This window comes from Rhodocytophaga aerolata (genome assembly GCF_030503435.1).
In the GTDB taxonomy this organism is placed as follows: Bacteria; Bacteroidota; Bacteroidia; order Cytophagales; family 172606-1; genus Rhodocytophaga; species Rhodocytophaga aerolata.
Genome location: NZ_JAUKPO010000042.1, coordinates 1 through 16,738, shown reverse-complemented (window position 1 = coordinate 16,738; position 16,738 = coordinate 1). Strand labels below are relative to the sequence as shown.

24 protein-coding genes are annotated in these 16,738 nt (G+C 35.7%); 9 read left to right on the top strand and 15 right to left on the bottom strand.

Annotated features, from left to right (window positions below; genetic code table 11):
* Nucleotides 1-862 precede the first annotated feature (862 nt).
* The 4 genes from Q0590_RS32700 to Q0590_RS32685 form a co-directional block, all read right to left on the bottom strand.
* Nucleotides 863-997, bottom strand: a complete 135-nt coding sequence (locus tag Q0590_RS32700; protein WP_302041880.1) for a hypothetical protein — start codon at nucleotides 995-997, stop codon at nucleotides 863-865.
* 175 nt (nucleotides 998-1,172) lie between these two features.
* Nucleotides 1,173-1,541 (bottom strand): DUF2493 domain-containing protein, encoded by a 369-nt coding sequence (locus Q0590_RS32695; RefSeq protein ID WP_302041879.1) that lies wholly within the window; start codon nucleotides 1,539-1,541, stop codon nucleotides 1,173-1,175.
* A gap of 293 nt (nucleotides 1,542-1,834) precedes the next feature.
* Complete coding sequence (locus Q0590_RS32690; RefSeq protein ID WP_302041878.1) at nucleotides 1,835-2,080, bottom strand: helix-turn-helix domain-containing protein; 246 nt, start codon at nucleotides 2,078-2,080, stop codon at nucleotides 1,835-1,837.
* Between the two features lie 167 nt (nucleotides 2,081-2,247).
* Nucleotides 2,248-2,619 carry a hypothetical protein gene (locus tag Q0590_RS32685; RefSeq protein WP_302041877.1) on the bottom strand — a complete coding sequence of 124 codons (372 nt, stop codon included), beginning with the start codon at nucleotides 2,617-2,619 and terminating at the stop codon, nucleotides 2,248-2,250.
* Nucleotides 2,620-2,981: 362 nt separating this feature from the next.
* On the opposite strand from Q0590_RS32685, the gene Q0590_RS32680 reads away from it, so the two are divergent.
* Nucleotides 2,982-3,218 carry an XRE family transcriptional regulator gene (locus Q0590_RS32680; protein ID WP_302041876.1) on the top strand — a complete coding sequence of 79 codons (237 nt, stop codon included), beginning with the start codon at nucleotides 2,982-2,984 and terminating at the stop codon, nucleotides 3,216-3,218.
* A 527-nt stretch (nucleotides 3,219-3,745) separates the two neighbouring features.
* Here Q0590_RS32680 and Q0590_RS32675 read toward each other — a convergent pair.
* Nucleotides 3,746-4,003 (bottom strand): helix-turn-helix domain-containing protein, encoded by a 258-nt coding sequence (locus tag Q0590_RS32675; RefSeq protein ID WP_302041875.1) that lies wholly within the window; start codon nucleotides 4,001-4,003, stop codon nucleotides 3,746-3,748.
* 91 nt (nucleotides 4,004-4,094) lie between these two features.
* Between Q0590_RS32675 and Q0590_RS32670 the strand changes: the two genes are divergently transcribed.
* Complete coding sequence (locus Q0590_RS32670) at nucleotides 4,095-4,421, top strand: hypothetical protein (RefSeq protein WP_302041874.1); 327 nt, start codon at nucleotides 4,095-4,097, stop codon at nucleotides 4,419-4,421.
* Nucleotides 4,422-4,440: 19 nt separating this feature from the next.
* On the opposite strand, the gene Q0590_RS32665 is transcribed toward Q0590_RS32670, so the two are convergent.
* Nucleotides 4,441-5,106 carry a recombinase family protein gene (locus Q0590_RS32665; RefSeq protein WP_302041873.1) on the bottom strand — a complete coding sequence of 222 codons (666 nt, stop codon included), beginning with the start codon at nucleotides 5,104-5,106 and terminating at the stop codon, nucleotides 4,441-4,443.
* Between the two features lie 66 nt (nucleotides 5,107-5,172).
* Nucleotides 5,173-5,352, bottom strand: coding sequence for a hypothetical protein (locus Q0590_RS32660; RefSeq protein WP_302041872.1), 180 nt, complete (start codon nucleotides 5,350-5,352; stop codon nucleotides 5,173-5,175).
* Between the two features lie 120 nt (nucleotides 5,353-5,472).
* On the opposite strand from Q0590_RS32660, the gene Q0590_RS32655 reads away from it, so the two are divergent.
* Together Q0590_RS32655 and Q0590_RS32650 are read left to right on the top strand one after the other, a co-directional pair.
* Entirely contained in the window at nucleotides 5,473-6,156 is a 684-nt protein-coding gene (locus tag Q0590_RS32655) for a recombinase family protein (RefSeq protein ID WP_302041871.1), read from the top strand.
* A gap of 105 nt (nucleotides 6,157-6,261) precedes the next feature.
* Nucleotides 6,262-6,432, top strand: a complete 171-nt coding sequence (locus Q0590_RS32650) for a hypothetical protein (RefSeq protein WP_302041870.1) — start codon at nucleotides 6,262-6,264, stop codon at nucleotides 6,430-6,432.
* Here Q0590_RS32650 and Q0590_RS37690 read toward each other — a convergent pair.
* Both Q0590_RS37690 and Q0590_RS32645 read right to left on the bottom strand, forming a co-directional pair.
* The gene (locus tag Q0590_RS37690; RefSeq protein ID WP_366970641.1) at nucleotides 6,425-6,853 is read right to left on the bottom strand and encodes a DUF2569 family protein; all 429 of its coding nucleotides are present in this window, start codon (nucleotides 6,851-6,853) and stop codon (nucleotides 6,425-6,427) included. The genes Q0590_RS32650 and Q0590_RS37690 overlap by 8 nt on opposite strands.
* Before the next feature lie 255 nt (nucleotides 6,854-7,108).
* Nucleotides 7,109-7,504 (bottom strand): hypothetical protein, encoded by a 396-nt coding sequence (locus tag Q0590_RS32645; protein WP_302041869.1) that lies wholly within the window; start codon nucleotides 7,502-7,504, stop codon nucleotides 7,109-7,111.
* A 169-nt stretch (nucleotides 7,505-7,673) separates the two neighbouring features.
* Between Q0590_RS32645 and Q0590_RS32640 the strand changes: the two genes are divergently transcribed.
* From Q0590_RS32640 to Q0590_RS32625, 4 genes are all read left to right on the top strand, one after another.
* Nucleotides 7,674-7,973 carry a hypothetical protein gene (locus tag Q0590_RS32640; protein ID WP_302041868.1) on the top strand — a complete coding sequence of 100 codons (300 nt, stop codon included), beginning with the start codon at nucleotides 7,674-7,676 and terminating at the stop codon, nucleotides 7,971-7,973.
* A gap of 675 nt (nucleotides 7,974-8,648) precedes the next feature.
* Nucleotides 8,649-9,788 carry a replication initiation protein gene (locus tag Q0590_RS32635; protein WP_302041867.1) on the top strand — a complete coding sequence of 380 codons (1,140 nt, stop codon included), beginning with the start codon at nucleotides 8,649-8,651 and terminating at the stop codon, nucleotides 9,786-9,788.
* 188 nt (nucleotides 9,789-9,976) lie between these two features.
* The gene (locus tag Q0590_RS32630) at nucleotides 9,977-10,753 is read left to right on the top strand and encodes a ParA family protein (protein ID WP_302041866.1); all 777 of its coding nucleotides are present in this window, start codon (nucleotides 9,977-9,979) and stop codon (nucleotides 10,751-10,753) included.
* Entirely contained in the window at nucleotides 10,737-11,021 is a 285-nt protein-coding gene (locus Q0590_RS32625) for a hypothetical protein (protein ID WP_302041865.1), read from the top strand. Before Q0590_RS32630 ends, Q0590_RS32625 begins: the two co-directional genes overlap by 17 nt.
* A gap of 952 nt (nucleotides 11,022-11,973) precedes the next feature.
* Here the strand turns inward: Q0590_RS32625 and Q0590_RS32620 are convergent.
* From Q0590_RS32620 to Q0590_RS32595, 6 genes are all read right to left on the bottom strand, one after another.
* On the bottom strand, nucleotides 11,974-12,303 hold the full coding sequence (locus Q0590_RS32620) for a hypothetical protein (RefSeq protein ID WP_302041864.1): 330 nt from the start codon (nucleotides 12,301-12,303) through the stop codon (nucleotides 11,974-11,976).
* A gap of 743 nt (nucleotides 12,304-13,046) precedes the next feature.
* Entirely contained in the window at nucleotides 13,047-13,466 is a 420-nt protein-coding gene (locus Q0590_RS32615; RefSeq protein ID WP_302041863.1) for a hypothetical protein, read from the bottom strand.
* A 265-nt stretch (nucleotides 13,467-13,731) separates the two neighbouring features.
* Nucleotides 13,732-14,193, bottom strand: a complete 462-nt coding sequence (locus tag Q0590_RS32610; protein ID WP_302041862.1) for a hypothetical protein — start codon at nucleotides 14,191-14,193, stop codon at nucleotides 13,732-13,734.
* 66 nt (nucleotides 14,194-14,259) lie between these two features.
* The gene (locus tag Q0590_RS32605; RefSeq protein ID WP_302041861.1) at nucleotides 14,260-14,961 is read right to left on the bottom strand and encodes a P-loop NTPase family protein; all 702 of its coding nucleotides are present in this window, start codon (nucleotides 14,959-14,961) and stop codon (nucleotides 14,260-14,262) included.
* A 34-nt stretch (nucleotides 14,962-14,995) separates the two neighbouring features.
* Nucleotides 14,996-15,574 carry a P-loop NTPase family protein gene (locus tag Q0590_RS32600; protein ID WP_302041860.1) on the bottom strand — a complete coding sequence of 193 codons (579 nt, stop codon included), beginning with the start codon at nucleotides 15,572-15,574 and terminating at the stop codon, nucleotides 14,996-14,998.
* Between the two features lie 80 nt (nucleotides 15,575-15,654).
* A complete protein-coding gene (locus Q0590_RS32595) occupies nucleotides 15,655-16,083 on the bottom strand; it encodes a hypothetical protein (protein WP_302041859.1) in 429 nt (142 codons plus the stop codon).
* A 353-nt stretch (nucleotides 16,084-16,436) separates the two neighbouring features.
* On the opposite strand from Q0590_RS32595, the gene Q0590_RS32590 reads away from it, so the two are divergent.
* Nucleotides 16,437-16,738, top strand: a 302-nt coding sequence (locus Q0590_RS32590; protein ID WP_302041858.1) for a plasmid mobilization protein, incomplete at its 3' end; no start/stop codon positions are given.

Genomic DNA, 16,738 nt, shown 5'->3' with positions numbered 1-16,738 from the left:
AGGAACTGTCTTAAAAAGAAAATGATGAAATAGACATGTTTTAATAATTTTGCACTACAGGAAAAAAAGCTCCTGGCGACTTGTTGCAGGCAAGTTCATCTTGTGTAATTGAATTACTCTTAGAAAGTGTAGGATGCAAATAGAGCAAAATTAGTATCCACACTTTTGAGTTTCAGCAAAGGGGAATTTCTTTTACTACTTTACATTACTTAAAGCGCTCGAACAATTGTTTGATACGTCTTTCCACAGAAAGGGTGTATTTTAACACAGTCAACTCAATTAGTAGAATATTTGGGGAAATCAGTTGTAAATAAACGTCCCTTTCTGAGCAAGCCCTATGCTGACAGTATATTGTCCTCTCTTTAACTTATGGTTTGTATCCCAATCTTGTACCGGATATAAGTGTATCGTTTGCTGAAAGTATCGAGTAAGTGGTACAATTTTTACACGAATCTTTAAGTATTTATCCTTATAGAGCCTGAACAACATTGTTAAAGCAAGACCAAAAAGTCATACCTTTGTGGCCCTCTCTTATCTCGTTACAAATTCATGCAAAAACGCCCGAAATATGGGGCCAGAAAGTAGAGCCAAAAATTATTTGAGTGGCCAATTTTTGGCCCTAACTTTTTTACCTTTTTTTTATGGCTAATAGATTACTTTAAAACAGATCGTGTATGTACTACTTTATTCAAATTCTGGCTTTCTAGAAGAGTAACAAAAACTCATGAAAATTAGCTAAGTGAACTTTGATTTATTTAACCGGTTTTTGTAACTGCTGCCAATATGGCTGATTTTGCAGGAAGAACATATTGAACTAAAGACGGTGGAGTTACACCAAAGGCAGGCAATTATTTACTTTCATTTACCGCCTTTTGGCCGGATAGACTTTCTGGTAGAGCTCAAAGGATTCTTTGAAAATCTTTAGCAGGCTCATTCCTTGCTCCACGGCATAACTCTTATATTCCCGCTTGAAGTCTGCGGATACTTCAAATGACATTTGTACAGGCCTCTCTGGAGCTTATCTTTGTCTTTCTGTTTGCTGAAGACTACTCTGATCCAGATCCCCTTCTTGCCTTTCTTGGGTTCTTGATTTTTTTGCCATTTTTACTGGATATATATTGTACGTTTCAGAAAAGAGATTGCTCGCCTGCTTTTCAAAACTAGAGCTATCCTCATTCAATGGATGTCCCTATCAGCCTATGCTTATAGTAAGGGATGCAATGAACCGTTAGCCCTTTTTGCAGGGCATACTTGATGGTGTATGCTGTACCCCGGCTTTTGCCATCCCAAAAGGCAATCACCCTTTCTGCGGCATCTATAATTTCTTTATTGCGCAGGATGGGAGCACTCTTTCCATACTTCTCATAGTCTGGTTTGAAGATCAAGGTAGGTATTCCCTTCTCCTCTGCATAGCGCTCAGCCAGCGAGTCTGCCCCAATGGCTCCTCCTGAAATGATCAGCGGGAGATCATAGCCATCCAGGGTATCTTCCACAATGGTATAGTTAGTAAAGCTTCTTGAACCAATTACAGCCGTTTTCATAAATTATTGCTTTTATGGATGATTTTAAACTGAATATGCTCTTGAGCAACTATAGCCGCTCTTATGCCCTACTTTCCAGGGGCCGCTTTCTTTGGCAATAGTTGAGCGTATAGTATCTCTTCCACCTAAACCCTATATCTAATGGATCATCTTTGAGCACTGAAAAGGAGGGCAAGAGGGGTAAAAAATTCTTTTATGGAAGCAGACTCATTTCTTTTCGAAAGAGCCTGCTTTTGAATCTACGCCCAGCACATAAGCATACAAATAATTCTATTTCTTTCCCCTTTTGCCCCTTATGCCATCTGAACATCTAGCAGTTCCTTTAAGCTTATTCCTAGTCCAAAGGCAATGGCAAGGAGAAATTTGATAGAAGGATTGATTTTTCCATTTTCCACCCTTTCCAGACTCTGTGGCTTTTTTCCACATCGTTCGGCTAATTCTGCCTGAGAATAGCCTTTTAGTTTGCGTAAGGCGATGATGCGTTTGCCGATGGCTTCTATGATAAGGTTGTAGCTACGGCTGCTGTTGTGATCGTTCATACAATGGATTGTTTAAAAATGATAAACTGGTTGACTATTTATAGCTAGTGGAGGGAATCTTCGCCCCCATAATTGTTTACGCTACCTGACGGGTCAGCTAGCAAAGCTTCTTTATTTTGTAGACAGTCTATAAAAGCACATGGCTACTATTTGCTGAGGCTGTTTTGTTAATTGCTTGGCTTACTAAAATAATAGGAAGCTTCTTCCACGGGATTATCTATGTCCTGGTCGGAAAATGAAATAACGACCGTCATTTTCACCCTGTAACCAAGGGTTGCCAGAAAGTAGCAAACGAATGTTGACGTGTCTCTGGCAAATTCAGAATTATTTAAAAAGTCCATCATTGCCTGCATAAATGACTTATCACCTTTACAAAATTCATTAACAAAGCCCTCAGGCTTACTAGCCATTTCCAGGCAGATCAGACTGCTGATCAGTTCATAGCTGATGTGTTGTCGGGAAGCTTTTTCAATGAGGGCAAAGTCTGCCTGTTGGCTATGGTGCATGGTGGCAAAAAAGGTATCTTTAGGTTTGTTCATGAAAGGGTTTTTCTTATTTTTATTAATATACACTCTTAGTATCCGCTCATCCCTTTCTCTGCCGTCAAATCATGTATGAAGATTACGCACATTGCCATCTTCCCTATCTGTGGTGCTTACTTCTTTATTGAAAGAATAGTCTACTATTTACATTGTATCTGTTTCATACTTATTTTTCTTTTTTAGCACGGATAAAATAGAGCTTCTAATGACCAATTGTACATCTATACACCGATAACATATGACAAAGATACACAGATTAGTAGATTTATGAAATTATATTATGTATTTTATTTTAAACATTGTTAAATAGGTTTAATCTTATGCGTTTCTTTCCCAACTTTCCCTCAAAATGTTTCCTAATGGTGAAAGAGCAATCAATCGATCCAAGAATTTTACAAATTGCTGCCAAGATCAAAAGGCTCCGGATAGAAAAAGGCTATAGTTCCTATGAAAAATTTGCCTACGATCATGACCTGCCAAGAGTGGGCTATGGTAATCATGAGAAAGGCACTAACTTTACTTTTGCAAGTCTGCTTCGGATTTTAGATATCCATAATATAAGCATGAAGGAGTTTTTTAAAGATTTAGAGGGATAATTTTTATCATTTTTTATCAACCATTTTACCTGCCTAGAAATAGATAATCATAAGGTAGACTATGGATGCTTTTATTTTGAACAGAATCAATTATGAGCACTTTACTTATCACATATTTGCAGCACACGCGTAAAAAGAACGAAAGATGATATCATAGCAAACGAGGGTGGCCTTATAGTTTAAAAAAGAACATGTTCTTAAGCTGGGAAGACTAATAAATTTTTTACACGGCAGGCAAGATGATAACCCATTCTAGCAATTAAACTTTCTCTAGTTGCTCAAGAAAAACAAATAAAACATCAGTCATTGCCCACGTTGTTATATTCCATAAGGATCACGATGGCAAACCGCCTTCCCTGGTTAAGATAGCCCAATGCTTATATAGATGAAATTTTAAAACCCTCCAGGAGAAATATTTCCTCCGGATGACCTTTATAAGCCGCTCAGCAAAAATGAATTAAGATAGAAGCATGGATACTGAAAATGTTATTTATCTCCTTCTTTTTCTATAGAATGCCCCCTGTTTTTTATTGTTCAGATTTCAGCTGCTTTAAAACTTCTTCAATTAATTCAAGTGGGCTTATAGCCAATGCGCTTGCCAGTGCAAATATAGTGGTCAACGTAGGTTGTCTTTTTCCTTTTTCCAGTAGATAGATATATTTCCTATCTACATTACTTCTTTCGGCTAATTTCTCCTGTGTAAGCCCTTTCTGTTGTCTTATTTTATAGAGAACAGCCCCGAAAACTTGCCCGATGGTATCCATGGAGGAAAAATAAGCAGGCAAAGTTCAGTAAAACAGGAACTATAGTTCCTAAATATAATAAAATTGCGTATATTTGGTAATTACTTAAATTTTATTCAACCTGTTTAACTATATGCAATCTGACGCATCTTTGATAACACCTGAGCTTATTGTAAAGCTGATTAAAGAAGAAATGAAATCTCATAAATTAATCTATGGGTTAAACGATCTGCTGATTATTACCGAGCCCTATTATTGTGATTTAACACATAGTATACTTACCTTAACAGGATTCAGCGTAGAAGAGCAAAATGAAAATTTATATAATTTGTATGATGAATGGATGAAAAGTTATCTGAGTATAGATGCGTATGAGTTCCATCAAGAGTTAGATACGATGGCACATAAGTTGTATCAAAAGCTAATTAGCCTGAAATTAAAACATCAGCACAATGAGTAAATAAATCTACTATAGACTATTATACTAGCCAATAGCGGTCAAAAAGTCGCTTAACGCTCATGGGTGTAAACAGCTTTCCCATGGAAGTCCGATATCCGTCCATATTCAACTCAGCTGCTATAGCGGCAAGGGTCCACCTTTCTTTTCTCAGCCTTACAATGATTTTAGCTGCTTGTTTATTAGCCAGCACCTCTTTGGCCTTTTCTGTTCTGCTACTGCCTCCCTTCACTCGATGCTCATAAGTGAAGTTTTGAGGTGAACCTAACCTGATGCCGGCTTTCTTTTTTACCTCCAAAGCTGCTTTAGTACGCTGGGAAATCATCTTGCGTTCCTGCTGGGCAAGGGCAGCAAAAATATGGATGGTAAACTCATTGGCTTCGGGCAGGTCACAGCAGAGGAATTTTACCCCACTATCCATGAGTGAAGAAATAAATGTTAGATTTCGAGACAGCCTATCTAGTTTTGCAATCAGCAAAGTAGCTCCTTTTTGATTAGCCAGGCTGATGGCTTTTTGCAATTCTTTTCGACTATCATTTTTCCCTGATTCAATGTCAGTGAATTCTTCCAGAATGTGACCTTTGTTTTTAATATAACTTTCCACCACTTTCCGCTGTGCTTCCAGGCCTAAGCCAGACTGCTCCTGACCTTTAGTAGAGACTCTATAGTAGGCAATATAGGTTTGCATACATATATATAATAGATTGTTAACAATTCATTGTAGAGGTTTGGTGGTTATACTCCCTCCTTGCTCCTACTCATATTGACTAAGCTTATCTTCCACTTTTCGAAGCTTCGCATACAAGTCCTTTCGCTCCTCAAATGAAAGTTCACTCCATTGAATTTTCATCTGCATAACGTAGCGGTTAAACTTATCCTTCATTTTGCTTACCTCCAGGGTGTCCTCCGGAGAGATTTTCTTGAGTTCAATCATGCTTTTTTAAATTAATTGGGAAATATAGCCAAATTTATCAGATCATAAACGTGCGTTGCTGAGTTGTGACAAAAGAAATTTTTTTGTAGATTGAGAAAATTTACGTTTCACTCCTCTTCTATGAACATCTATATAGCCTACTACCGGGTCTCTACCCAAAAGCAAGGTCTGAGTGGGCTTGGCCTCTCGGCTCAACAAAAAATGGTCGCAGACTTTTGCAAGAGTGGAACACTACTAGCAGAGTTTACCGATGTTGAATCAGGAAAAAACAGTAACCGACCAGAACTTTTAAAAGCGATCACACTCTCAAAAGCCAAAGGAGCCTTACTGGTGATTGCCAAACTAGACCGTCTTTCTCGTAATGTATTTTTTATTTCATCGCTACTAGAATCAGGCGTAGCATTTAAAGCTTTAGATATACCGGTTGCGGATCATTTCACGGTGCACCTGTTTGCTGCGCTGGCAGAGAAAGAACGCAAGATGATCTCAGAGCGGACCAAGGCAGCCTTGGCTGCAAAAAAAGAGAGAGGCTATAAGTTGGGTAGTCCATATCTTACTCTCACGGATGAGATAAGAAAAAAAGGCACAGCTAAGTTGATGGAGAATGCCAGAAGTGATGAGCATTGGGTAAGAGCTCTGACCGTGATCCGGCTCTTACGCCAGAATGGGTCAACCTATCGAGCCATTGCCCAAGAACTAAATCAAGCCGGATTCAAAACCCGCTATGGCAAAGCTTTTCATCCCATGGCTGTCAAAAGGCTCTATGAGCGGGAATTGCAAAAAGCCTCCCCTAACTTAACCTAGCTTTCATGAACTAAATTAACTCATCCTTCTTATTTATATTCTAATGGGCATGTTTGATCATCTACGAATTGATCTGAATCTGCTGCCGGTAAATGAAGAAGAGAAATGTTTGCTTGCCAGATCTTAGCCGGGGAGTTTGAAACCAAACGCTTGCAGAGAGATTTAATCATGATAGAAATCACAACTGATGGCAAACTAATATGGGCAACTTTTGACAACGAGCTCTATTGCTCAGACGATGACTCGCTGGAAGAGTACTCTAAGCGCTTCATCTAATGAACAACTTTTTGACATGCCTTGACCTGACTAAGTATAAAATAGCTGGCAAACAAAAAAGGCTCCGGAATACTAAGCTATAGTAAACCCTTTCCCGTTGCATTCGCAAAACTCCGGAACTATGGCTAACGGCAATGCTTTCCAGGACATCGACCAATAGTGATAAAGATAGACAAGCGATAAATAGCAAAGGCGTAATTGACTTTTTGTACCAAAAATTAACAAGGGCAATGGGCGTTAAGAGGGTGATTGAGGCGTGAAGAAACCAGTCAACTATTGTAGCCCGGTTAAACAGAAGATCACTAATAGAATTGGAATAACTCAACTGGGTAAGCAGGAAATTGAGCGGACTGAAAAGGTTAAACACCAACAGTAAACTGATTAGTAGTAGCCAAGGACCGTACAAAGATGCGTTACCCATAAACTGAAAGGAAGGTTGCTTGCCAGGTGTAGGTGTTGGATTGGTCATTCGAGTGGCTTTTAAGGTTATTACCTAAACAGGTGTTATTCTTTACCCAATGGCTTTTTTAGAACTGATAATGAGTGTAATTTTTCATTGCTCCGTCTTTATTCTTATTAGCCTCCCCGCTTATTTAATTTACATCCTTTTTTAGTAAGTAATACCCAAGTGTAAATCTATAAGGTCCCTACTTAAATACTATTAATAAGTATCCATTTATTTTAATACCTGTATTAGTGGTTGCTGTAGCAAGGTCTCAATTTCTACCTTTTGAGCGTGCTGATTTTCTTGTTTGGTTTTTGGCCAAAGATGAAAGCCTCCCCTCCATATTCCATCTATATCCCAGTTTCCCCAGATGCCATTTTCATCTACTTCCCCTGTGTAGAATACGGTATGGGAGCTATAGAACTTGGTCATGCTACAGCTGAGAACAGCTGTATTGTACACTCCTTTCCAGCTAAAAGATCCTATATCATCATTACCCCTTCCAGTAATAAGGGCATTACAAAAAGTGAAGCTACATTGCATTAAATGTTTATCTCCTGGGTAATAGGAATAGAAACCTTCCCACTCTCCGCTGGGAAATAAGGGATGCATTTCGTGGGTTTTCATATCTTGGGACATGTATACAAGATAGTAGAAAAGTTAATAGATGATTAATTAAATAAAAAAGAATAGTAGATTTTGGATATATGACATTTAAACGCTATTATAACGTTTAAATGTCATATATTGGCAGCTAATGATTATAAACTATTTCTAACTCACTTATTCCTCTCCTATGCCTAAATTCAATCGTGCCCATTTTAAAGCCAATGCAAAAGTCTTTGATAAACAATGCGCCTGGTGTGGCACTGAATTCTTTGCTTCCAGATCTCAAGCGCAGTACTGCTCTTCTACCTGCCGGGGCTATGCTTCACAGGCTCGTAAAGGGGATGAGCTGGTGCCCTGGCCTACCCCCGACCCTACCATTGAATCACTCATGAGCCAGGTAGCTTTTCTCAAAGGACAACTTACTCAGGCTTATAAACAGATAGATGAATTGAAAGCTATAATTGATTCTCAAAACTTAATTAAATAGTAGAAGTCTTTTATAGAATATAAATCCTACTTCGAGGGTTTTGTCATATTTGTCGGGTTATTTCCCGACTTTATAAATATAATATTATTTAATATTATATTTATCCAATTTAAATAAACATGTTTAATACAATTTGGCTAAAACTCGACTAATTTAATAGAATATAATTCCAATAAGGAATTATATTCTATTAATACATTTTTAAATGCTTTCTAAATAAAATAGCTACTAACTAATTAGTAGCTATTTTATTTACTATTACTTATTAAAGCTCCATAAATCCCTTGTAATCAATGATTTAAAACTTCAACTATGACAGATACCACGATGAATTATGACAATTACCACTAAAACACTTCATTTATTATGACAGATACCACTACAACTATGACACTTACCACTATAAACTATGACAGATACCACTACAACTATGACACTTACCACGAAACATCTGAATTATGACATATACCACTATTTAATTCAACACCAACTATGTATTTAACTTAACTATGACAGATACCACGATGAATTATGACAATTACCACTAAAATTTTTAAATATGACACATAACTCGAAACTAATCTAATTATGACAGATACCTCGAAATGATTGAAATAATTATGACAACTTGATTTAATTGTCATAATTATTTGTATTTTGAGCAAAATACTTACTATGAAACTAAAGCCTCAATTTGAGCTCTTTAAGACTCAAGAGAATAGAGACCTGGCTCAGCATAATAATTTAATTACCGGTAGATATAGTATGGGCGTAATCGAGAGCCGGATATTTATTTCAATGCTTGCTCGATTGAACAAAAGTGATACATCATTCGATTGGATAAGAATTCCTATAAATGAAGTAATTTCTACTTTAGATGGGGACAGTTATAAATCATTGAAAGAAGCATGCGACAACCTAACTGGTTTTAAAATTAATGCAAAGAAGAACGAAAAAGACACTTTCGATTTTGTTGTTATAGTTGCACGTTGTATGCATAAAAAAGGTAGTGGCTACATTTATTCTAAATTTTTTGATGATGCAAAACCATTTTTGCTACAATTAGCTGGTAATTTCACTACTGCAGAACTCTATCAATTGACTCAGATCAAAAATCCTCATGCAATTCGTATTTACTGGTTGTTGAAATCTCTCTTTAATACTAATCAATACAAAATTTCTATATCTGAATTGAAAGCAATGCTTTTTGGTAAGGAAGCCCAAGATAAATATGATTTATATGCTGACTTTAAGAGAAGAATTATCATTCCTGTTCAAGATGAACTCAAGACAAGTGATAGACCTTTTTCATTTAAAGAGATTAAAGACGGTAGAGCGGTCAAAGAAATTATATTTCAAGTAAATGTGGGCCCTTCGAACAGTTTAGAAAAAGAATTTGAAGAACCCATTTACAATCTTTTAATTAGCCTGGGAATAAGTATTAAAAGTATTCCTAAAATAGCTGAATTAATAAATGAAGGTATTATCAATGAAGACTATATAAATCACGTAATCTCAGTTAAGAAGAAAGAGAAATCTACAGGCAAAATTAAAAGCTTAAATGGCGCCATCTATAAAGCTATAGTTGATCTTCATTTGATGGAAGAATTCAAATCATCAAAGAATAAGGCTAAGACCAGCAAAATTGCTACGAAATCACAAATCGAAGTTTTGCAACAATTAATATCAATTAATAAGGCTGAAGAACTATACAAAGAAGCTATTGCAAAAGGAACGACAACATACCCTTTTAATGGTTTTGTGAAAATGTTAAAAGTAAATAAAAATATAATTGTAGAAGGATTTAGTTACTAACTATACTTACTAATTCTTAAAATATAAATTATTAGTATAAAAAGTATTATATGTATTAATATAAATTTTAGTATTAAACATATTAATAAGCATAAAAGTATTTTTAATTTAATACTTTCGTAGAGTTCTAATCTAATTGTAAATACAAAACATTTGATATGCATTAATTACTATTTTTGTCAAAAACCATGAAAGTATTAGCTATTGTAAATAACAAAGGTGGAGTAGGCAAAACTACCTCTGCACAAAATATAGGAGCAGCACTTGCTAAAAGTGGAGGCAGAACACTAATGATTGACTTAGACGCTCAAGCTAGTTTGACTAGGTCGTTCGGTTTTTCACAAGAAGAAGTAGACACAAATGTTGGATCTTTTATCTTAAATGAAGCTAAGTTCGAGCAGGTAGTACTTTCCAATGGCCTATTAGATATATTACCCTCTTCTGTGGCTTTAACAGCAAAAGAAGAAGCAATAAAGTCTGCTGCAGTATATCCCTTCAATTTAAAGATAGCTTTAGACAAAATTAAAAGTCGATATGATTATGTGATTATTGACTGCCCTCCTGCTCTATCGGGGTTAACAAGAATAGCACTAGTTGCATGCAGTGAGTATTTTATACCATTACAGCCCGAATTTCTTAGCTATGAAGGACTCAGAAATTTCTTACAATTTGCAAATGACATCCAGCAAATAAGTAATGGTATTTTGTTAGGTGGAGTTTTTGCTACACGCTACAATCCAAGAATAAGAAAAAAACTTAGTCATGATTTGATTGCTAGTGCATCTGAACAATTACAAGATAGGTTCCTGCAAACTTATATTCGTGATAACATCGCATTATCTGAGGCACAAGCCAAGGGCATTAATATTTTTGATTATGCTCCTGAAAGTAATGGGGCTGCTGATTATTATAATCTAACTAAAGAAATTCTTGAGAGAATAAACAATTATGGCGAAAGAAAATAAAACATTTGATTTTAAACCTCTTCCTCAAATTAAACAAGCGATTGTAGAGCAAACTGTAGCAGATGACAATTCTTTAAGTAAGGTCACTGCCTTTGTACCTTCTACTATCATAGAAAAAATGAAAGATTGGGGCCATTGGGAAGGAATGACACAAATTGAGATCATTAATGAGGCATTAAGTCAATATTTTAAAGATAAAGATGTTAAACCTCGCCCTGAAAAAGTCCGTAACCGAAAAAAAGTAGGCAGAAAACCAAAAATTAAATAAAAGTATTATATGGTATAATACTTTTAAAACGCACACCTCTTTTATAATGTATAATACATATTAAAAGTATTATACATTATATATGTAGCATACTTTTAATAATATTCTTTGTTCTTTATTGACAAAGTTTTAAATATATATCCTTGGAAATATGGACTTGAGAAATACATTTGATTTATTAAGTTTGAATTAAAAGTATAATACTATTTGATAGTATAAAAAGTAACAAAAAAATATATTAAATAATACTAATTAAAAGCATTAATTGTATTGAAAATATAGTTAGTACAAATGAAATTGATATGGTTAAGTAGAAATATGAAACAAATTTAAATAGACATAAAACATGACTTAGAAAAGCTATTAGGAATAGTCAAGGGCATTATATCTCATAGTATAGAGATTACTTGATAAGGGTTAAAAGTAAATAGTAATACTACTGTACCTGCCGAAGATCTTTCGGTAATTGTGCATTAGTCTAAAGTCTTTGCTGGCGCAACCATAGAATTCTAGGGAAAGGGGAAGCCATCATCCCTTGTATTTCCTGCAGTTCAAGACACAGCAAAGTCATTGAACGGTAACCAGCCTCTGCCAATGCGCTAAAAAATATTTAGGCTTAGGCCTGACCAAAGGCATAAGACCTGTCACATCACAGCCGGGTGATTCATTAAGCACTTCGCAGAAGACACCCTACATGTTTCTTAAGTCTTCTATGAGGCGATTAACAGGTCTGCATACGTATTAAGCCTTACCATAAAAAGAATTATGTGAGAAATAGGAGGGGAGTGTGCTCTCTATTGTCAGGGAGCGTATTGTTAAGCCATCCATGGACCGGAATGTGGCAGAATCAACAAAAATTGGTAGGTGTTTTGCTACTGATGGGAAAGAAGGTTGCTTTTTTCTCCTATTTATAAGATTCATAGGGTCTAAATTGAAAAAAGAACAGTTACGATTATTTAGTACTTATTCTTCTAAGGATATAGGATTGTTTTTCTTCAAACTCATTTCTTCCTTTGCCAGTGCTGATTATATCAATGGTCAATTTTGCCTCGAATCCTAGCGCAATGAGTATTTTGAGTAGCATTTTTGGTGCCTCTGATCCAAGTTTATCATTTTTTATATTCACAATGGTGGTATAAGAAAAGTGGTGCTCAATAGACCATTTTTTCAATACTCCGTGATTTTGTTCTAATAGATTTAGCTCGTATTGAACAAGTCTGAGAGCATCATTGTAGGAGTACGATCTATAATTTTTAAAGTCATCTTTTTTTGGCTCATCCATTGATTGTAAGGTTGCTATACAGATACTTTTATCTTTTCAGGTGGTAAATTTAGAATTAATCGAATAAATTTAATATATAATCTTGTATAAAGATACCAGTGTCCCCGTATGAAAGGGCTTCTCCCTATCTTTTGATGATTTGAGCTACAAATGGCTTAAGTGGTTTCCTTTGTAGGTTAGCTAAGTACCCATCTGCGCTTCTTCTATAGCATCTACTGGAAGAAAGGCAGCCTATTTTTTATGTTTTGGCTATGCTTTTTTCTGATTTTGTGAAGCATAGCTAGGGAAACAATAATCTCTATATCCTCAAATCTGATAGCTGCTAAATGCTTTGCTGTTAATTCATCAGCGTCAGATACAATAAAGGAAATTTCATAAAGTAATTCACTACGCATCCCTTTATTTTGCGTGAACCATTCAAAAATATCCTATTTGGATGCTTCTATCACTGAGTTGAAAGTTTGCATTCAAAAATGAACATTCCATGGTGGAGCAGTCAAGAGCTAGTTTTTCGACTCTGGAGTAAAACCAGACTAGATACGTCTGTCAGGCTTTTTCTGCCTTTTCTCCACGCGAAAGAATCTTAGGTTCCCTAGCAGTGTATTTATCTTTAATAAAATCATTAATCCAGATCAGCTTCCTTTCTTTAGATCCCTCCCCACAAGGTTGCAGGCGGAAATGGCCAAATACCTTGAACGCATCCGATTTTACAAGGGTAGTGAAGTAAGTAGAATCAATGATTTCTACCGGGAAAGTAGATTCGTTCTGATAGACACAATTGATGGTTTTGTCCTTGATCTGTTTTTTGCGTGCAATATATTTGGTTTCAACCAGTGCATATTTCTGAATATCTCAAAACTAACCACTAACTCTACAAGAGAAGCCGATTTGTCTTTGATGCTCTCTGGCAGAAAACTGTTTTCTTCATTAAAATCGTATTTATAGGTAGCATCTATAACGGTAGTAAGCATGTTTTTATAAAAACTCATCAGAGAAACAGCTATTCCTTCTTTTTCACGCTTAATGGAATAAATTGTAATAGCCAATAATTTATTTGTGTATATGCCCTGGCAAGTTTCTACTTCACCCCGTAAATGCCATAACTTTTTTGCAGTTTTTTCATCGTTCGTTATTAAACACATCCATGACTGCTTGCGATACATACCTGACTGGGGGTTTTAACAGCAGAAAAGATTAATAAAGCTTATTAAGCATCTCTTTTTTGGAGAATAAATAATCATAACTTTCCGGATCTACTGCTATCTGTCCAAAGGTTTTATTATTGTAGAGGCGATCAGTGATGGGAAATTTATTTTTGTCAATTTTAATAATTATTGAATAAACGGTTTAATTTATTAGTACTTTCTAAAAAAGTTTCCCCCATCTTATCTTACGTAAAATGAGGGAAGGATTATAAAAAGCCACTTATTAGCGGTTTAAATACATCACCATAAAACAAATAAAGAGCAGCAGGGAAACAAAGCAGCCAGCTATTCCATATTTACCAAAAGCAAAAAAGAAAGCTGTTTTGGGATCATCAAACCGGTACTGCTTGGTTTCAAAATTCGCTACCTTGGATGCCGTGTTTTTTTCAAACTCGGATACAATAGAGGTAATCTGTGTAATCGCCTGCCCACTATGAGAAACAAATTCCTCTTTGGCCTTTTGTGTTTCTGCAGCAAAACTTTTAAAAAGCATAATGATCGATTCCCTGGATTCTTTGCTTGTTTTCTCAGAAATAGAGGCCGCCAGATAATTGACATAGAAAGCCGGTAGCAATTCATTGACTGTTTCCAGTTGTACACCATACCGGCGAAGCATTAGGGCACAGAAGTCTCTTTTCTGCTGTTCTGTTAGCATTTTGCCTGAAACATCATTGGCATCTAGCATAAATTGCGATTTTAAATTAAGGATAGTGTAAAAGTTAAAGTTATTCTTTGGCAGCCTTTGTTTTTGCTACAAAAGGTTATCAAAGCTGATATTTAATCTATTAATTGCTTTTTGGAACAATATTTTTGAATACGTAATTGCTGCATCTATCCCTAAACCTGATTTGAGTACTTCCTTTACTCTATTTTGAGCCGGATCATTCTTGTCTTCAGTAATATTGTAGTAATGAACCGGTAGCTTTTTAGCCGAAGTGTAGGCTTCTAAAAGCTCTTCCTGCTCTTGGTCAAAATCAAAATGGCCATTTTTCATTACATACATAGGCACCGTTGGCCCTGCCACTTTGTGAAGTTCTTTCAAATAAGAGAATGTTTGAGAAAAGATGTTACCACCGCCTACTACTATCAGGAAAATAATTTCTAGGTTCAATGCTTCTAATAACTCAGGCAGAATTTCATTTTCTTCTATTAAATAGAACGGCAGTTGTTCAGAAATAGCAGCACCCAAATCACAAATAAATAACTCATCTTCGCTTTGAGCAATTTCCTCTAAGAAATCGTTAAACAAGGCCCGGTCTATCTGCTTTCTTTTATTTAAAAATGTTACGCGTATAGGATTCCGATAGGCTAAATAAATAGTGGTTGTTTTAGTAGCATCATCCATTTCTATAATAGTAGCTTTTCTAAACTTCTCGGCCAGCAAAAAGGTTAAAATAGATTTACCAGATCCGCCTTTAGCTTGGGTGATAAAAATTAATTGTTTCTTTTTCATTTGAATAGTTTTTAAAATTTAATTGTGGAAAATGTTAATTAAGTACAGGAAGATGTTTGAGTAAAATGCTATTGTCCTCACAGAAGCGAGACAAAGCCAAGGATTGATTGTTGCTGAATTCAAAGAATAGGTTTTTATAAGCAAGGATTATAGAACCTCCCTTATAGGTTTTATGTATACTTTTTAAGTACTCAAGACATGAAGTAAACATATTACCCCCTGCAATAACTACAGCAAAGCAAAGCTGGATATCAGCAAGTTTGAGATATTCCATTATCACCCCATCATTAGCTGGAAGATAAAAGGGAATTTCACAGGAGTCCCTGGAAGACAGATCGCAGATGAAATAGTCCAATGTGCTTTGTTCTACCTCTTGAAAAAATTGGAGAATCCGGCTTTTGTCATAGATTCCATTCTTGTTATGTAAGGAAAAAATCATGGGATTCCGGAAAGGCAGTATAGTAGATATACTTCGGCAGAAAGTATCAAAATCAGCGATTTGGGCTGTTTGATTTTCCCCTGCTATGAAAGTAGATACTGCTGTTTTACCAGATCCGCCTTTTGCCTGTGTCGATAAAATGATTTGCTTTGAAGCAATTACTGTTGTTTCCATATAAATGATTAAATGTAATTTAATAGTTGAAGTTAGACTATAACTTAAACTGTTGCAAGAAAAAAAAGAATAAAATTTATCTATTCTTTATTTTCCTTGTTTTTACTAAACAAACCAGCATATGGATTTACCCTAGGTTTGTCTTCTGTATTTTTAGGAATATACTTATAATCATCATCTTCCTGCTCTGCTTGTACTTTTTTACTCTCTTCTGCTTTCTCCTCCTTAATTACCTGTATACCCGAAAAGGTATCCACAGTAGGGGGAAGAGTTACTACTTTGGAGGGGAGAGTAAAGAATTGGTTTTTAGCATATCGTTTAATGATTAGATAAATCATATTACGATTAATAGGAATACCTAAGTCTTCAGATATCCTTTTAGCAATAATGTCAGCAGGAAGTTTCTCTGAAAAATACTCCTGCTTATAATAGTAAAACAAGAGTTGATTACGCTTTCCTTTCTTCAAAGCATAAGCTTCTAGTATATCTTCTTTCGTTATTTTTTTCATGTTGACTAATAATAGACAAATATTAGACTAATTATTGACTATTCCTAATCAAAATAGAACTTTTGACTAAAAATAGACTAATAATAGACTAATAATAGAAAGAAGCTAGGTTAAAAAGGAAATTTTACTCAAAAAGCTAGAAATTGAGCAGAAAGGTATATCTTTGGAGATCGTATTCTTGGTAAAGAATAGCTAGATGTGTTCCATTCACTAAATAACTCAATTCCCTCTGGTCAGTTCGTTACATGAGCTCATTGGAACGATCTAGCCTCCACCTAACGGATGGAGGAAAAAGCCCTTACCTCCGTAGTCGGACGGGTAAAAAGGGTACACATACAAAGGCTAACTACTCTATGAAAAAGCAGTCAGACAAAGCCCAAGGCAGCAAGGATGCTGTCAGCGGGAAAGAGGTCAAATCCCGTAAAGGCATTGGTGGACCCAAGCCTAAACCGGAGGAGCAAAAAACAAAGTATGCTGTCGGCAGCTTTTATCTAACCAAGGCAGAAAAAGAGGTATACGACAGGGTGTTTGAGCAGTCGGGCATCAAAAACCAGACACAGTTTTTCCGCAAACACTTTTTTGGAGGTGGTTTGAAATTGCACTATTTTGATAAAAATACCGAGTTAATATACGATAAATTAGGCGATATTCAAAG

Coding starts and splice junctions, on each gene's coding strand:
- Q0590_RS32700 (WP_302041880.1), bottom strand. CDS start 997: ATGTCATTTGAAGTATCCGCAGACTTCAAGCGGGAATATAAGAGTTAT.
- Q0590_RS32695 (WP_302041879.1), bottom strand. CDS start 1,541: ATGAAAACGGCTGTAATTGGTTCAAGAAGCTTTACTAACTATACCATT.
- Q0590_RS32690 (WP_302041878.1), bottom strand. CDS start 2,080: ATGAACGATCACAACAGCAGCCGTAGCTACAACCTTATCATAGAAGCC.
- Q0590_RS32685 (WP_302041877.1), bottom strand. CDS start 2,619: ATGAACAAACCTAAAGATACCTTTTTTGCCACCATGCACCATAGCCAA.
- Q0590_RS32680 (WP_302041876.1), top strand. CDS start 2,982: ATGGTGAAAGAGCAATCAATCGATCCAAGAATTTTACAAATTGCTGCC.
- Q0590_RS32670 (WP_302041874.1), top strand. CDS start 4,095: ATGCAATCTGACGCATCTTTGATAACACCTGAGCTTATTGTAAAGCTG.
- Q0590_RS32665 (WP_302041873.1), bottom strand. CDS start 5,106: ATGCAAACCTATATTGCCTACTATAGAGTCTCTACTAAAGGTCAGGAG.
- Q0590_RS32660 (WP_302041872.1), bottom strand. CDS start 5,352: ATGATTGAACTCAAGAAAATCTCTCCGGAGGACACCCTGGAGGTAAGC.
- Q0590_RS32655 (WP_302041871.1), top strand. CDS start 5,473: ATGAACATCTATATAGCCTACTACCGGGTCTCTACCCAAAAGCAAGGT.
- Q0590_RS32650 (WP_302041870.1), top strand. CDS start 6,262: ATGTTTGCTTGCCAGATCTTAGCCGGGGAGTTTGAAACCAAACGCTTG.
- Q0590_RS37690 (WP_366970641.1), bottom strand. CDS start 6,853: ATGGGTAACGCATCTTTGTACGGTCCTTGGCTACTACTAATCAGTTTA.
- Q0590_RS32645 (WP_302041869.1), bottom strand. CDS start 7,504: ATGAAAACCCACGAAATGCATCCCTTATTTCCCAGCGGAGAGTGGGAA.
- Q0590_RS32640 (WP_302041868.1), top strand. CDS start 7,674: ATGCCTAAATTCAATCGTGCCCATTTTAAAGCCAATGCAAAAGTCTTT.
- Q0590_RS32635 (WP_302041867.1), top strand. CDS start 8,649: ATGAAACTAAAGCCTCAATTTGAGCTCTTTAAGACTCAAGAGAATAGA.
- Q0590_RS32630 (WP_302041866.1), top strand. CDS start 9,977: ATGAAAGTATTAGCTATTGTAAATAACAAAGGTGGAGTAGGCAAAACT.
- Q0590_RS32625 (WP_302041865.1), top strand. CDS start 10,737: ATGGCGAAAGAAAATAAAACATTTGATTTTAAACCTCTTCCTCAAATT.
- Q0590_RS32620 (WP_302041864.1), bottom strand. CDS start 12,303: ATGGATGAGCCAAAAAAAGATGACTTTAAAAATTATAGATCGTACTCC.
- Q0590_RS32615 (WP_302041863.1), bottom strand. CDS start 13,466: ATGTATCGCAAGCAGTCATGGATGTGTTTAATAACGAACGATGAAAAA.
- Q0590_RS32610 (WP_302041862.1), bottom strand. CDS start 14,193: ATGCTAGATGCCAATGATGTTTCAGGCAAAATGCTAACAGAACAGCAG.
- Q0590_RS32605 (WP_302041861.1), bottom strand. CDS start 14,961: ATGAAAAAGAAACAATTAATTTTTATCACCCAAGCTAAAGGCGGATCT.
- Q0590_RS32600 (WP_302041860.1), bottom strand. CDS start 15,574: ATGGAAACAACAGTAATTGCTTCAAAGCAAATCATTTTATCGACACAG.
- Q0590_RS32595 (WP_302041859.1), bottom strand. CDS start 16,083: ATGAAAAAAATAACGAAAGAAGATATACTAGAAGCTTATGCTTTGAAG.